10 protein-coding genes are annotated in these 13,772 nt (G+C 72.5%); 8 read left to right on the forward strand and 2 right to left on the reverse strand.

The window, feature by feature from the left end; all coding sequences use genetic code 11:
- Window positions 1-40: 40 nt before the first annotated feature.
- Complete coding sequence (locus ABZ128_RS17960; RefSeq protein ID WP_356849504.1) at window positions 41-517, forward strand: MarR family transcriptional regulator; 477 nt, start codon at window positions 41-43, stop codon at window positions 515-517.
- Window positions 518-813: 296 nt separating this feature from the next.
- Here the strand turns inward: ABZ128_RS17960 and meaB are convergent, their stop codons facing one another.
- Both meaB and ABZ128_RS17970 read right to left on the reverse strand, forming a co-directional pair.
- Window positions 814-1,773: a methylmalonyl Co-A mutase-associated GTPase MeaB gene (gene meaB, locus ABZ128_RS17965; RefSeq protein WP_356849388.1), complete on the reverse strand. Its 960-nt coding sequence runs from the start codon at window positions 1,771-1,773 to the stop codon at window positions 814-816.
- Between the two features lie 84 nt (window positions 1,774-1,857).
- Window positions 1,858-3,060, reverse strand: a complete 1,203-nt coding sequence (locus tag ABZ128_RS17970; protein WP_356849389.1) for an acetyl-CoA C-acetyltransferase — start codon at window positions 3,058-3,060, stop codon at window positions 1,858-1,860.
- Window positions 3,061-3,197: 137 nt separating this feature from the next.
- On the opposite strand from ABZ128_RS17970, the gene mce reads away from it, so the two are divergent.
- The 7 genes from mce to ABZ128_RS18005 all read left to right on the forward strand — a co-directional run bounded on the left by mce (window position 3,198) and on the right by ABZ128_RS18005 (window position 13,765).
- A complete protein-coding gene (gene mce, locus ABZ128_RS17975; protein WP_356849390.1) occupies window positions 3,198-3,641 on the forward strand; it encodes a methylmalonyl-CoA epimerase in 444 nt (147 codons plus the stop codon).
- Window positions 3,642-3,953: 312 nt separating this feature from the next.
- Window positions 3,954-8,489, forward strand: coding sequence for a polarized growth protein Scy (scy, locus tag ABZ128_RS17980; protein ID WP_356849391.1), 4,536 nt, complete (start codon window positions 3,954-3,956; stop codon window positions 8,487-8,489).
- 193 nt (window positions 8,490-8,682) lie between these two features.
- Complete coding sequence (locus ABZ128_RS17985) at window positions 8,683-9,621, forward strand: cellulose-binding protein (protein WP_356849393.1); 939 nt, start codon at window positions 8,683-8,685, stop codon at window positions 9,619-9,621.
- 115 nt (window positions 9,622-9,736) lie between these two features.
- Window positions 9,737-10,765: an ABC transporter ATP-binding protein gene (locus tag ABZ128_RS17990; RefSeq protein ID WP_356849394.1), complete on the forward strand. Its 1,029-nt coding sequence runs from the start codon at window positions 9,737-9,739 to the stop codon at window positions 10,763-10,765.
- Between the two features lie 2 nt (window positions 10,766-10,767).
- Window positions 10,768-11,544, forward strand: coding sequence for an ABC transporter permease subunit (locus ABZ128_RS17995; RefSeq protein WP_356849395.1), 777 nt, complete (start codon window positions 10,768-10,770; stop codon window positions 11,542-11,544).
- 218 nt (window positions 11,545-11,762) lie between these two features.
- The gene (locus tag ABZ128_RS18000; RefSeq protein ID WP_356849397.1) at window positions 11,763-12,890 is read left to right on the forward strand and encodes an ABC transporter ATP-binding protein; all 1,128 of its coding nucleotides are present in this window, start codon (window positions 11,763-11,765) and stop codon (window positions 12,888-12,890) included.
- Window positions 12,887-13,765, forward strand: coding sequence for an ABC transporter permease (locus ABZ128_RS18005; protein ID WP_356849398.1), 879 nt, complete (start codon window positions 12,887-12,889; stop codon window positions 13,763-13,765). The genes ABZ128_RS18000 and ABZ128_RS18005 overlap by 4 nt, the downstream gene beginning before the upstream one ends.
- Window positions 13,766-13,772: the final 7 nt, after the last annotated feature.

A 13,772-nucleotide genomic window follows, 5' to 3' on the forward strand; every position in this document is an offset into this window, starting at 1 on the left:
CGTCATTCAACTTCTTAGGTAGAGTTCATTCATGGAGACCATGGAGACCGAGACGCCCACGCGCTGGCTGACCGACGCCGAGCAGTGCGCCTGGCGCACCCACCTGGACGTCAGCAGACTGCTGATGCACCAGCTGGAAAAGGATCTCCAGCCCTTCGGACTCACCAACAACGACTACGAGATCCTCGTGAACCTCTCGGAGTCGCCGGACCACCGGATGCGGATGAGCGACCTCGCGACGTCGACGCTCCAGTCCAAGAGCCGGCTGTCCCACCAGATCACCCGGATGGAGACGGCCGGCCTGGTCGTCCGGGTGAACTGCGAGTCCGACCGCCGGGGCCTGTACGCCGTACTGACCGACGAGGGCATGGAGCTCATGCGGAAGGTCGCCCCGCACCACGTGGCGTCCGTCCGCCGGCACTTCATCGACCTGCTGCCGCCGGAGGCCCTGGCGGCGCTGCGGGCTTCGCTGGAGCCCGTGGCCACACACCTGCGCGACCAGCGCGGCAAGGTCTGAGGCGGACCCGCGGGTTCTGATGCGGTCCGGATGCGGCGACCCTAGACTGGCGAGCGCCCGGATTACCCCGATCTTCGAGGGAGTGGCGTCATGGCGAAGCGCGGCAACAAGAAGCGGGCCCGCAAGAAGAAGAAGGCGAACCACGGCAAGCGTCCCAACGCCTGACCGGTCCGCCCGACAGACGTACGAGAGCCGCGCCCCGGTCCATCGGGGCGCGGCTCTCGCGTACGGCGTTCCAGGCGGCTCGGGCCCGTGAGGCCCCGGGGCCCCCGGGCGGCCCCGGGCCCCGGGCGGCCTCAGGCCTCGGTCAGCGTCGCCAGCAGCGTGTCGGCGGCCGTGTACGGGTCGAGCTCGCCCGCCGCGACCCGGCCCGCCAGGGCGCCCAGGTGGGCGTCCCCGTGCACGTCCGCCATCCGGGCCCGCAGGGTGGTCACCGCGATGGTCTCCACCTCGCGCGCGGCCCGCGCCGTCCGGCGCTCGGCCAGTACGCCCCGCTCGTCCATCCACGCCCGGTGCTTCTCCAGCGCCTCGACCAGCTCGTCGATGCCCTGGCCGCGCGCGGCGACCGTCTTGACGATCGGCGGGCGCCAGTCGCCCGCGCCCCGGGACTCCCCGAGGCCCAGCATGTGGTTCAGCTCCCGGGCGGTGGCGTCCGCACCGTCCCGGTCCGCCTTGTTCACCACGTACACGTCGCCGATCTCCAGGATGCCCGCCTTCGCGGCCTGGATCCCGTCGCCCATCCCGGGGGCCAGCAGCACCACCGAGGTGTCGGCCTGCGAGGCGATCTCCACCTCCGACTGGCCCACCCCGACCGTCTCGACCAGGATCACCTCGCACCCGGCCGCGTCCAGCACGCGGATCGCCTGCGGGGCGGCCCAGGCCAGACCGCCCAGGTGCCCGCGGGTGGCCATGGAGCGGATGTAGACCCCCGGGTCGGAGGCGTGGTCCGACATCCGCACCCGGTCGCCGAGCAGCGCCCCGCCCGAGAAGGGCGAGGACGGGTCGACGGCGAGGACGCCGACCCGCTTGCCCGCCTTGCGGTACGCGGAGACCAGCGCCGAGGTGGACGTGGACTTGCCGACGCCCGGCGATCCCGTCAGACCCACCACGTACGCCCCGCCCGTGAGCGGGGCCAGGGCCGCCATCACCTCGCGCAGCTGCGGGGACGCCCCCTCGACCAGGGAGATCAGCCGGGCCACCGCTCTGGGCCGGCCTTCGCGGGCCTGGGCCACCAGCTGGGGGACGTCCACCGTCATAACGTGCTGCGCTCCTCGGTTCTCGCTACGGATACGGGTGACGGGCCGGGACCGGGCGCCGGGGCCGGCGCCGGTCCGCGGGTGCTAGGCCTGCGGCACGCGGATGATCAGGGCGTCGCCCTGGCCGCCGCCACCGCACAGCGCGGCCGCGCCGACCCCGCCGCCGCGGCGCTTCAGCTCCAGGGCCAGGTGCAGCACCACACGGGCACCGGACATGCCGATCGGGTGTCCCAGGGCAATGGCGCCACCGTTGACGTTCACCCTTTCCGGGGTCACGCCCAGGTCCTTCATTGACTGCACGGCGACCGCCGCGAAGGCCTCGTTGATCTCGATGAGGTCCAGGTCGGAAACCTCCAGGCCCTCCTTCTTCAGGGCGTGCAGGATCGCGTTCGACGGCTGCGACTGCAGGGAGTTGTCGGGGCCGGCCACGTTGCCGTGGGCGCCGATCTCGGCGATCCACTCCAGTCCCAGCTCCTCGGCCTTCGCCCTGCTCATCACGACGACGGCCGCGGCGCCGTCGCTGATCTGCGAGGAGGTGCCGGCGGTGATGGTGCCGTCCTTGGCGAACGCGGGGCGCAGCTTGCCGAGGGACTCCACCGTGGTCTCGGGGCGGATGCCCTCGTCCTGGGAGAAGACCACCGGCTCGCCCTTGCGCTGCGGGATCTCGACCGGGGTGATCTCGGCCTCGAAGACGCCGTTCTTCTGGGCGGCCGCGGCCCGCTGGTGCGAGGCGGCGGCGAACTCGTCCTGCGGGGCGCGCTCGATGCCGAGGCGGGTGTTGTGCTTCTCGGTCGACTCGCCCATCGCGATGTTCTCGAAGGCGTCGGTCAGGCCGTCGTAGGCCATCGCGTCGAGCATCTCGATCGCGCCGTACTTGTAGCCCTCGCGGGACTTCGGCAGCAGGTGCGGGGCGTTGGTCATGGACTCCTGGCCGCCCGCCACCACGATGTCGAACTCGCCGGCGCGGATGAGCTGGTCGGCCAGGGCGATCGCGTCGAGGCCGGAGAGGCACACCTTGTTGATCGTGAGCGCGGGGACGTTCATCGGGATGCCGGCCTTGACGGCGGCCTGGCGGGCGGGGATCTGGCCCGCGCCGGCCTGCAGCACCTGGCCCATGATCACGTACTGGACCTGGTCGCCGGCGATGCCGGCCCGCTCCAGGGCGGACTTGATGGCGAAGCCGCCGAGGTCGGCGCCCGAGAAGGACTTCAGCGAGCCGAGCAGTCGCCCCATGGGCGTGCGGGCCCCGGCGACGATCACGGACGTGGTGTTGTTCGTTCCGGACATGAGGCACAGCCCCTTGAAGATGAGGAGTGAACGAGGGTTTACCTGAATGTACTGAGCGGTACCCGCGCCGTCACCGGGCAGTCGGTGTGATCGCTGGCACGTTGCGTGACAACCCTCCTCGGCGGTGCACTGGTCCCATGCTGACAAGAATCGACCACATCGGGATCGCCTGCTTCGACCTCGACAAGACCGTCGAGTTCTACCGTGCCACGTACGGCTTCGAGGTGTTCCACACCGAGGTCAACGAGGAGCAGGGTGTGCGCGAGGCCATGCTCAAGATCAACGAGACCTCCGACGGCGGGGCCTCCTACCTCCAGCTCCTGGAGCCCACCCGCGAGGACTCCGCGGTGGGCAAGTGGCTCGCCAAGAACGGCGAGGGCGTCCACCACATCGCCTTCGGCACCGAGGACGTCCAGGGCGACTCCGAGGCCATCCGCGGCAAGGGCGTACGCGTCCTCTACGACCAGCCGCGCACCGGCTCGATGGGGTCCTCCATCACCTTCCTCCACCCCAAGGACTGCCACGGGGTGCTCACCGAACTGGTCACCTCCGCCCCGCAGGAGCCGGGCGCCGGGCACTGACGGCCGAGGGGCTCGCGGCCCGGGGCGGCCTGGGCCGCGAGCACCCTGCCCCGCTTCTTCCGCTTCTTCTTGATCACAAACCGGACGTCCGCATACCGGAAGCGGACGATCCGTGCACCAGCGCACTGATGTCCCGATTCCCCGGCCGGTAGAGTGGCCGTGGCTCGGCCGGGGTTCGGTGCTTCAGACGGGGTCGGGGCCTGTGACCCCTGCCCCGGTATCTGACACCATTCCCCCGGGGGCGCCGTTCAGCGGGCGGACGGTGCTCATTTGGGAGTGAGCTTGCGACCAGGGGACGGATGGGACCGCGCTGTGCGGGGCTACGAAAGCCAGGAGAGCCATCAGGCTGAAGCCGACCATCTCACGCGCTTCGAAGCCGAGATGGAGCGGCTGAAGAAGGAGCGCGGGAAGGCCGTCCAGCACGCCGAGGACCTCGGATACCAGGTCGAGGTGCTGCGGGCGAAGCTCCACGAGGTACGGCGCGCCCTGGCGTCCCGCCCCGCCTACGACAGCGCGGACATGGGCTACCAGGCCGAGCAGCTGCTCCGCAATGCCCAGGTCCAGGCCGACCAGATGCGTTCGGACGCCGAGCGCGAGCTGCGCGACGCCCGGGCGCAGACCCAGCGCATCCTCCAGGAGCACGCGGAGCACCAGGCCCGCCTGCAGGCCGAGCTGCACGCCGAGGCCGTCAACCGGCGCCAGCGGCTCGACCAGGAGCTCAACGAGCGCCGCCAGACCGTCGAGGCGCACGTCAACGAGAACGTGGCGTGGGCCGAGCAGCTGCGCGCCCGTACCGAGGCCCAGGCCCGCCGGCTCATGGAGGAGTCCCGCGCCGAGGCCGAGCAGTCCCTGAACGCCGCCCGCGCGGAGGCCGCCCGCGTCGCCGAGGAGACCCGGCGCCGGATGGCCGCCGACGCGGAGGCCGCCCGCGCCGAGGCCGAGGCCACCCTGCTGCGCGCCCGCAAGGAGGCCGAGCGGCTGCTGACCGCCGCCTCCGCGCAGGCCCAGGAGGCCACCGAGCACGCGGAGCGGCTGCGTTCGAGCACCACCGCCGAGGCCGAGCTGACCCGGCAGCAGACCCTGGACCTCGGCCGCGTGGCCGAGCAGCGGGTCCAGGAAGCCGACGGGGCCCTGCGCGAGGCCCGCGCCCAGGCCGAGAAGCTCCTCGCGGAGGCCAAGGAGAGCGCCGCCCGCCAGCTCGCGTCGGCGGAGTCGGTCAACGAGCAGCGCACCCGCACCGCCAAGGAGCAGGTGGCCCGGCTGGTCGGCGAGGCCACCAAGGAGGCCGAGACCCTCAAGGCGGAGGCCGAGCAGACCCTCGCCGACGCCCGCGCCGAGGTCGAGCGGCTGCGCACCGAAGCCGGCGAGCAGGCGCGTGCGGCGGCGGCCGAGGACACCGCGGCCCAGCTCGCGAAGGCCGCGCGGACGGCAGAGGACGTACTGAACAAGGCCTCGCAGGACGCGCAGGCCACCACCCGCGCCGCATCCGAGGAGGCCGAGCGGATCCGCCGCGAGGCCGAGGCGGAGGCGGAGCGGCTGCGCGCCCAGGCGGCGGCCACGGCCGACGAGCTCAAGGGCGCGGCCAAGGACGACACCGAGGAGTACCGGGCCCGTACGGTCGAACTCCAGGAGGAGGCGCGGCGCCTGCGCGGCGAGGCCGAGCAGCTGCGCGCCGAGGCCGTCGCCGAGGGCGAGCGGATCCGCGGCGAGGCCCGCCGGGAGGCCGTCCAGCAGATCGAGGAGGCGGCGAAGACCGCCGAGGAGCTGCTCGGCAAGGCCAAGGCCGACGCGGACGAACTGCGCGCCGGCGCGAGCGCCGAGAGCGAGCGGGTCCGCGCCGAGGCCGTCGAGCGGGCCACCACCCTGCGCCGGCAGGCCGAGGAGACGCTGGAGCGCACCCGCGCCGAGGCGGAGCGGCTGCGCGCCGAGGCCGAGGAGCAGGCGGAGGCCGTCCGCACCGAGGCGGACGCGGCGGCCCGCGCGCGGCGCGAGGAGACCGAGCAGGCCCTGGCCGCGAAGCGGACGGAGGCCGAGGAGGAGCTCGTACGCCTGCACGCGGAGGCGGAGAGCCGGCTGTCCACGGCCGAGCAGACCCTGCGCGACGCCCGCGGGGCGGCGGAGAACATCCGCCGGGAGACCACCGAGGAGACCGACCGGCTGCGCGCCGAGTCGGCGGAGCGGATCCGCACCCTCCAGGCGCAGTCCGAGACGGAGGCCGAGCAGCTGCGCACCGAGGCGGCGCAGGACGCCGGCCGGGTCCGGGCCGAGGCCGAGCAGATCGCCGTACGGCTGCGCAGTGAGGCCGAGGCCGAGGCGGAGCGGGTGCGCTCCGAGGCGCAGGAGACCGCGGACCGGCTGCGCGCGGAGGCGAAGGCCGCCGCCGAACGGGTCGCCGAGGAGGCGGCCGAGGCACTGGCCGCCGCGGCGGAGGAGGCGTCCCGGCGCCGCCGGGAGGCCGAGGAGACCCTGGCGTCGGCCCGTACCGACGCGGACAACGAGCGGGCGCAGGCCCGCGAGCAGAGCGAGGAGCTGCTCGCCGCGGCCCGCAGGCGCTCGGAGGAGGCCCAGGCCGAGGCGGCCCGCCTGACCGAGGAGGCGGAGCGGCGCGCCGCTGAGCTGGTGTCGGCGGCCGAGACCACCGCCCAGCAGGTGCGCGATGCGGTGGCCGGTCTGCACGAGCAGGCCGAGGAGGAGATCGCCGGGCTGCGCTCCGCGGCCGAGCACGCCGCGGAGCGGACGCGGACGGAGGCCGAGGAGGAGGCCGGCCGGGTCCGCAAGGACGCCTACGAGGAGCGCGAGCGGGCCACCGAGGACGCGAACCGGATCCGCAGCGAGGCCCGGGCCGAGACGGACGCGGCGAAGGCGCTGGCCGAGCGGACCGTCGGCGACGCGATCGCCGAGGCGGAGCAGTTGCGCAGCGACACCGCCGAGTACGCGCAGCGGGTGCGTACGGAGGCCACGGACGCGCTGGCCGCGGCCGAGCGCGACGCGGCCCGGACCCGGGCCGACGCCCGCGAGGACGCGAACCGGATCCGCGGGGAGGCGGCGGAGTCCCTGGAGTCCTCCCGCGCCGAGGGCGGCCGGATCGTCGCCGAGGCGACGGCGGAGGCCGAGCGGATCACCGAGGAGACCCTCGCGGCGAACGCGGCCACCGTCGAGGTGGCCACGGCGGAGGCGGAGCGGCTCACCGCCGAGGCGGTCGCGGCCGCGGACGCCACCCGCGCCGAGGCGGCGGACACGCTGGACGAGGCCCGCGCGGAGGCGAACCGGCTGCGCAGCGACGCCGCCGAACAGGCGGACCGGCTGGTCACCGAGGCGGCGTCCGAGGCCGAGCGGCTCACGCGGGAGACGCGCGCGGCGAACGAGGCGACGGTCGGCGAGGCGACGGCGAAGGCCGAGCGGCTCACCAAGCAGGCGGCCGACACGCTGGCCGCGGCCGAGCGGGACTCGGCGCGGATCCTGGTCGACGCCCGGACCGAGGGCGACCGCCTGGTCGACGAGACCCGTGCGGCCAACGAGCTGACGGTCGGTGAGGCCGCGGCCGAGGCCGAGCGGCTGCGGGCCGAGGCGGCCCAGGTCCTCGACGACGCCCGGGCGGAGGGCGGCCGGATCATCGGCGAGGCCACCGCGGAGGCGGACCGGGTCACGGTCGCGGCGAACGAGACGCTGGCGGGCGCCGAACGGGAGGCCGAGCAGACCCTCGACGAGGCCCGCGCGGAGGCGAACCGGCTGCGCAGCGAGGCCGCCGAGCAGGCGGACCGGCTCATCACCGAGGCGGCGTCGGAGGCGGACCGGCTCGTCGAGCAGACCCGCAAGGACAACGAGCGCACCGTGGGCGAGGCCGCCACCGAGGCCGAACGGCTGCGGGCGGAGGCGTCGGAGGCGCTGTCCTCGGCGCAGGAGCACGCGACCCGTACCCGCGCGGAGGCCGAGCGAGTCAAGGCCGAGGCGGCGACCGCGGCGGAGCGCACCCGTACGGAGGCGCGCGCCGAGTCGCAGCGGCTGCTGGACGAGGCCCGCGAGGAGGCCAACAAGCGGCGCAGCGAGGCCGCGGAGCAGGTGGACCGGCTCATCACCGAGGCCGCGGCGGAGGCGGACAAGCTCACCTCCGAGGCGAAGAAGCAGGCCCTCGCGGCGACGACGGCGGCCGAGGAGCAGGCGGACGCGATGGTCGACGCCGCCCGCAAGGAGGCCGTGCGGATCACCTCGGAGGCGACGGTCGAGGGCAACTCCCTGGTGGAGAAGGCCCGTACGGACGCGGACGAGCTGCTGGTCGGCGCGCGTTCCGACGCGGCGGCCATAAGGGAACGGGCGGAGGAGCTGCGCGCCCGGGTCGAGTCCGAGGTGGAGGAGCTGCACGAGCGGGCGCGCCGGGAGTCGGCCGAGCAGATGAAGTCGGCCGGCGAGCGCGTGGACAAGCTGGTCCGTGCGGCGACCGAGCAGAGCGTGGAGGCCGAGCAGAAGGCCAAGGAGCTGCTGTCGGACGCGAGCAGTGAGGCGAGCAAGGTCCGTATCGCAGCGGTCCGCAAGGCGGAGGCGCTGCTGAAGGAGGCCGAGCAGAAGAAGGCGGACCTGGCGCGTCAGGCCGAGCAGGCGCTCGCGGAGGCGAAGGCGGAGGCCGAGCGGCTCGTCGAGGAGGGGCGTCGCGAGCTGGAGGTCCTGGTGCGCAGGCGCGAGGACATCCAGGCGGAGATCTCCCGTGTCCAGGACGTTCTTGAGGCGTTGGAATCATTCGAGGCGCCCTCGGGTGGCGGGAAGCCGGCGATCGGCGGTCAGGGCTCCGGGGGCGTGAAGGCCGCGGCGACCGCGGGTTCCACTCGTTCTGGTGGTAAGGGGTCGGAGGGCTAGTCGCGGTGGGAGATGTGTGTTCCTGATGAAGGTTCACACGAACGGGTGATAAGCATTCTGTCGCCTTGCCACTCAAAAGGGGTGTCATTGTCCAGATCAAACCGGGATTGACTCGATGACACGCCGCTCGGGCGCCTAGGATTCCCCCAACACCTCACGTAGCACCTCATCGGTCTCATTCGACAGGAACCCCATGAGCGACACTTCCTCCCCCTTCGGCTTCGAGCTCGTGCGGCGTGGTTACGACCGCGGTCAGGTGGACGACCGCATCAGCAAGCTGGTCTCGGACCGCGACAGCGCCCTTGGACGAATCAACTCTCTGGAAAAGCGGATCGAGGAGCTGCACCTCGAAACGCAGAACGCCCAGGCCCAGGTGAGCGACGCCGAGCCGTCGTACGCGGGTCTCGGTGCCCGGGTCGAGAAGATCCTGCGCCTCGCGGAGGAGGAGGCCAAGGACCTGCGCGAGGAGGCCCGTCGGGCGGCCGAGCAGCACCGCGAGCTGGCCGAGTCGGCCGCCCAGCAGGTGCGCAACGACGCCGAGTCGTTCGCCGCCGACCGCAAGACGAAGGCGGAGGACGAGGGCGTCCGCATCGTCGAGAAGGCCAAGGGCGACGCCGCCACCCTGCGCGCCGAGGCCCAGAAGGACGCCGCCTCCAAGCGCGAGGAGGCCGACGCCCTGTTCGAGGAGACCCGTGCCAAGGCCGCCCAGGCCGCCGCGGACTTCGAGACCAACCTGGCCAAGCGCCGTGAGCAGTCCGAGCGGGACCTGGCCTCGCGTCAGGCGAAGGCCGAGAAGCGCCTCGCGGAGATCGAGCACCGCGCCGAGCAGCTGCGCCTGGAGGCGGAGAAGCTGCGTACGGACGCCGAGCGCCGCGCCCGTCAGACCGTCGAGACCGCGCAGCGCCAGGCCGAGGACATCGTGGCCGACGCCAACGCCAAGGCGGACCGCATCCGCAGCGAGTCCGAGCGCGAGCTGGCGGCGCTCACCAACCGTCGCGACTCCATCAACGCCCAGCTGACCAACGTCCGCGAGATGCTGGCGACGCTGACCGGTGCGGCCGTCGCGGCCGCCGGCTCCCCGATCGACGACGAGCCGGTCACGCGGGGCGTTCCGGCCCAGCAGAGCCGTTAGTTCGCCGGTCGTTCACGCACCGGCCGCTCCGTCCTGTCGAGGAGCGCATGCCCGAGGGCCTTATGTCACGTCGGTGAGGTGGCGTAGGGCCCTCGGGCGTTCTAGCGTGAACCGCATGATCGAGCTTGAGGGCCTTACGAAACGATTCGGCGCGAAGACCGCCGTGGACCACCTCAGCTTCCAGGTCAGACCGGGGGTGGTGACCGGCTTCCTCGGCCCCAACGGGGCGGGGAAGTCCACGACCATGCGCATGATGCTCGACCTCGACAACCCGACCAGCGGGACGGTCCGGATCGACGGCAAGCACTACCGGGACCTGAGGGAACCGCTGAAGCACGTCGGTGCACTGCTGGACGCCAAGGCGATGCACGGCGGCCGCAGCGCCTACAACAACCTGCTCTGCCTCGCCCAGTCGAACGGCGTCCCCGAGCGCAGGGTCACCGAGGTCCTGGATCTCGTGGGCCTGACGCCGGTGGCGAAGAAGAAGTCGAAAGGATTTTCGCTGGGTATGGCCCAGCGGCTGGGAATCGCCGCCGCGCTGCTCGGCGACCCGGAGATCCTGATGTTCGACGAGCCCGTCAATGGTCTGGACCCCGAGGGAATTCTCTGGATCCGCAATCTGATGAAGGGCCTGGCAGCCGAGGGGAGGACGATCTTCGTCTCTTCCCACTTGATGAGCGAAATGGCGCTGACCGCAGACCATTTGATCGTCATCGGCCAGGGAAAGCTACTGGCCGACATGTCCATGGCTGATTTTATTCACCAGAACTCCCGCAGTTACGTCCGGCTGCGCTCACCGCAGCAGGAGCGCCTCAAGGACCTCCTGCACCAGGCGGGGATCGCCGCCATCAGCGTCCCGGGCACCGGTGCACTGGAGATCGACGGGGTCGCCCCGGAGCAGCTCGGCGAACTGGCCGCCGAACACCGGATCGTGCTGCACGAACTCAGCCCGCAGCGGGCATCACTGGAGGAAGCGTTCATGCGGATGACGGCGGACTCCGTCGAGTACCACGCCCACGCACCGGGAGCCCCGGGAGCACCACAGACCCCGGGAACCCCCGCCGTCCCGGCCGCTCCGGGCCCGGCCGAGGACGCCCCCGCGTGGGGCGCCGGTTTCGAGGCGAAGCGCAAGGGCGGGCAGTGACCATGTCCTTCCCCGCAGTTCTCCGGTCCGAGTGGACCAAGATCCGTACGGTGGCCTCCACCACCTGGACGCTGGTCGCGGCGCTCGTGGTCACCGTCGGCGTGAGCGCCGGCCTGTGCGCCGTCGTCAACGCCACCTTCACGGACATGCCCCAGGAGCAGCAGCTCACCTTCGACCCGACCCTGGCCAGCTTCGCCGGCATGACCCTCGGCCAGCTCGCCATGATCGTCTTCGGGGTCCTGGTCGTGGGCACCGAGTACAGCTCGGGCATGATCCGCACCTCGCTGGCCGCCGTCCCGCGCCGCGCGCAGTTCCTGTTCGGCAAGCTGCTGGTGGCGACCGCGCTGGCGCTGGTCGTGGGCCTGGTCACGAGCTTCCTGTCCTTCTTCCTGGGGCAGGCCATCCTCGGCGACCACAGCATCGGCATCGACGAGCCCAACGTGCTGCGCGCGGTGGTCGGCGCCGGGCTCTACATGGCCATGATCGCCCTGTTCTCGATGGGCGTGGCGACGGTCCTGCGCAGCTCGATGCTGGCCCTCGGCATCCTGATGCCGTTCTTCTTCCTCGTCTCGACGATCCTCGGAGCCGTGAGCGCCACCCGGAAGGTCGCCCAGTACTTCCCGGACCAGGCCGGCTCCAAGATCATGCAGACGGTCCCGGGGGCGATGGACAGCGCCGAGGCCCCGTACGGCCCCTGGGGCGGCTTCGGGATCATGGCCCTGTGGGTGCTCGCCGCGGTGCTCGGCGGCTACCTCGTGCTCAGGAAGCGCGACGCCTGACGGACGGCCGTCCCCGCCGGGGGAGGTGTGGGGTCCGTCTCACGGCGGACCCCGCGCCAAAGATCCGTCCCCGGGCGGACACCGCCCGTACTACGGGTCATCCCCGGGTCGGCCTCAGGGAAGGCTCAGGGATCGGCCGGGGGCGGAACCGGAACCCCCTCGATATCCTCTTAACCCTTACTCGGACGAAAGCCGTCCGTCCGGCAAGGGGCAGAGCAATGATCGAGGCAGTCGGCCTGACCAAGCGCTTCGGCGCCAAGACAGCCGTCGACCAGCTGTCCTTCCAGGTCAAGCCAGGTCATGTCACCGGCTTCCTGGGGCCCAACGGCTCCGGCAAGTCCACCACCATGCGCATGGTCCTGGGCCTGGACCGGCCCACTTCCGGCCGCGTCACGATCAACGGCCTCCCCTTCCGGGAGCTGCCGAACGCCCAGCGGCACGTCGGCGCCCTGCTCGACGCCAAGGCCGTGCACGGCGGCCGCCGGGCACGCACCCACCTGCTCTCGGTGGCCCAGCTCTCCGGCATCCCCGAGAAGCGGGTGGACGAGGTCCTCGCCGTGGTCGGCCTCCAGCACGTCGCACGGCAGCGGACCAAGGGCTTCTCGCTCGGCATGGGCCAGCGGCTCGGCATCGCCACCGCCCTGCTGGGCGACCCCCAGGTGCTCCTGTTCGACGAGCCGGTCAACGGGCTGGACCCCGAGGGCATCCTCTGGGTCCGCAACCTCATGCGGCAGCTCGCCGCCGAGGGGCGGACCGTCTTCGTCTCCTCGCACCTGATGAGCGAGATGGCGCTGACCGCCGACCACCTCATCGTGATCGGCCGGGGCCGGCTGCTGGCCGACATGGGCACCCAGGAGTTCATCACGCACAACTCGGCCGGATTCGCACGGGTGCGGGCGGCCGACACCGATCGGGATGGCCGGGACACGCTGGCCACGGCCCTGACCGAGGCGGGCGGCCGGGTCCTCCAGGAGCCCGACGGAGCACTGCGCGTGACCGGCCTGGAGCTGCCCCGCATCTCCGACCTCGCCCACGGGGCCGGGGTACGGCTGTGGGAGCTGTCCCCGCACCGGGCCTCGCTGGAGGAGGCCTACATGCGGATGACCCAGTCCTCCGTCGAGTACACCTCCACCGATGACCCGCGGGCCGAGCTGTGGGAGCCCGAGCCGCTGAGCGTCCCGCGGTGGGAGGAGGAGGCGCCCGCGCCGCAGGTGCCGCAGGAAGGGTTCTTCGCTCCCCCTCCGCCCGGGGCCGGCGGCCGGCCCTTCCTGATGCCCGGCAGTGCAGCCGACCTCGCCGAAGCCGCCCGAAACACCACCGCAGACACCCGCAAGGACACCCGATGACCGGCCGCCCGACGACTGGCCCGACGACCGGCCCGAACCCGGCGACCTGCCCGGACCCCGCGGCCGAGCCCTACAGCTCGCCGCTTCCGACACCGCGCCCGCACCTGGGGCACGCGCTCGCCTCGGAGTGGACGAAGCTGATCTCGGTGCGCTCCACGGTGTGGACGCTCGGCTCGCTGGTGCTGCTCGTGGTCGGCGTCGGCCTGCTCGCCATCTCGCAGACCCGCGACGAGAACTACAACGAGATGCCCTTCACCACGCCGGCCGTCTTCGGTCTGCTGGTCGGGCAGCTCTCGGTGATGGTGCTCGGGGTGCTGACGATCACCTCCGAGCACGGCACCGGGCTGGTCCGCACCACCTTCACCGCGGCCCCGGACCGCCATCGGGTCCTGACCGCGAAGTACCTGGTCTCGGCCCTGGCCTGCTTCACCGCCACCGCCGGATCCGTCTTCGTCGTCGGCGTGGCCGCCGCCATCGCGCACGGCGGCCCCGCGGCGGGGGAGCACTCCGGCCACGAGTGGATCTCCGGTCTCGCGGGCTGCGTCTACGTGACGCTGCTGGGCGTGCTCGCCCTGGCCGTCGGGGCACTCGTACGGCACTCGGCCGGGGCCATCGCCGTCATGATCGGCGTCGTCACCCTGCCGCCGGTGGTCGGCGGGATACTGAGCGTCTGGCAGGCCACCGCCTCGCTCGGGACGGCGGTCCTGCAGCACAACGCACCGGTGGCGCTGATGCAGATGTTCGGCATGGCGGACAACGGCGGCAGCGGCACCGAGACGCTGCCAGGAAACCTGTCCCAGATGGTGCTGATCACGTTGGTGACGGGAGCCGCGGTGGCGGCGTCGTACGTGGTGGTCGGCCGCCGGGACGTCTAGGGCCTGG

The organism is Streptomyces sp. NPDC006326, from assembly GCF_040612915.1.
In the GTDB taxonomy this organism is placed as follows: Bacteria; Actinomycetota; Actinomycetes; order Streptomycetales; family Streptomycetaceae; genus Streptomyces.

What these genes read in the sequence shown, in the direction of transcription:
- ABZ128_RS18005 (WP_356849398.1), top strand. Translation starts at nt 12,887, where the DNA reads ATGACCGGCCGCCCGACGACTGGCCCGACGACCGGCCCGAACCCGGCG.
- meaB (WP_356849388.1), bottom strand. Translation starts at nt 1,773, where the DNA reads ATGACGGTGGACGTCCCCCAGCTGGTGGCCCAGGCCCGCGAAGGCCGG.
- mce (WP_356849390.1), top strand. Translation starts at nt 3,198, where the DNA reads ATGCTGACAAGAATCGACCACATCGGGATCGCCTGCTTCGACCTCGAC.
- ABZ128_RS17995 (WP_356849395.1), top strand. Translation starts at nt 10,768, where the DNA reads ATGTCCTTCCCCGCAGTTCTCCGGTCCGAGTGGACCAAGATCCGTACG.
- ABZ128_RS17985 (WP_356849393.1), top strand. Translation starts at nt 8,683, where the DNA reads ATGAGCGACACTTCCTCCCCCTTCGGCTTCGAGCTCGTGCGGCGTGGT.
- ABZ128_RS17970 (WP_356849389.1), bottom strand. Translation starts at nt 3,060, where the DNA reads ATGTCCGGAACGAACAACACCACGTCCGTGATCGTCGCCGGGGCCCGC.
- ABZ128_RS17960 (WP_356849504.1), top strand. Translation starts at nt 41, where the DNA reads ATGGAGACCGAGACGCCCACGCGCTGGCTGACCGACGCCGAGCAGTGC.
- ABZ128_RS18000 (WP_356849397.1), top strand. Translation starts at nt 11,763, where the DNA reads ATGATCGAGGCAGTCGGCCTGACCAAGCGCTTCGGCGCCAAGACAGCC.
- ABZ128_RS17990 (WP_356849394.1), top strand. Translation starts at nt 9,737, where the DNA reads ATGATCGAGCTTGAGGGCCTTACGAAACGATTCGGCGCGAAGACCGCC.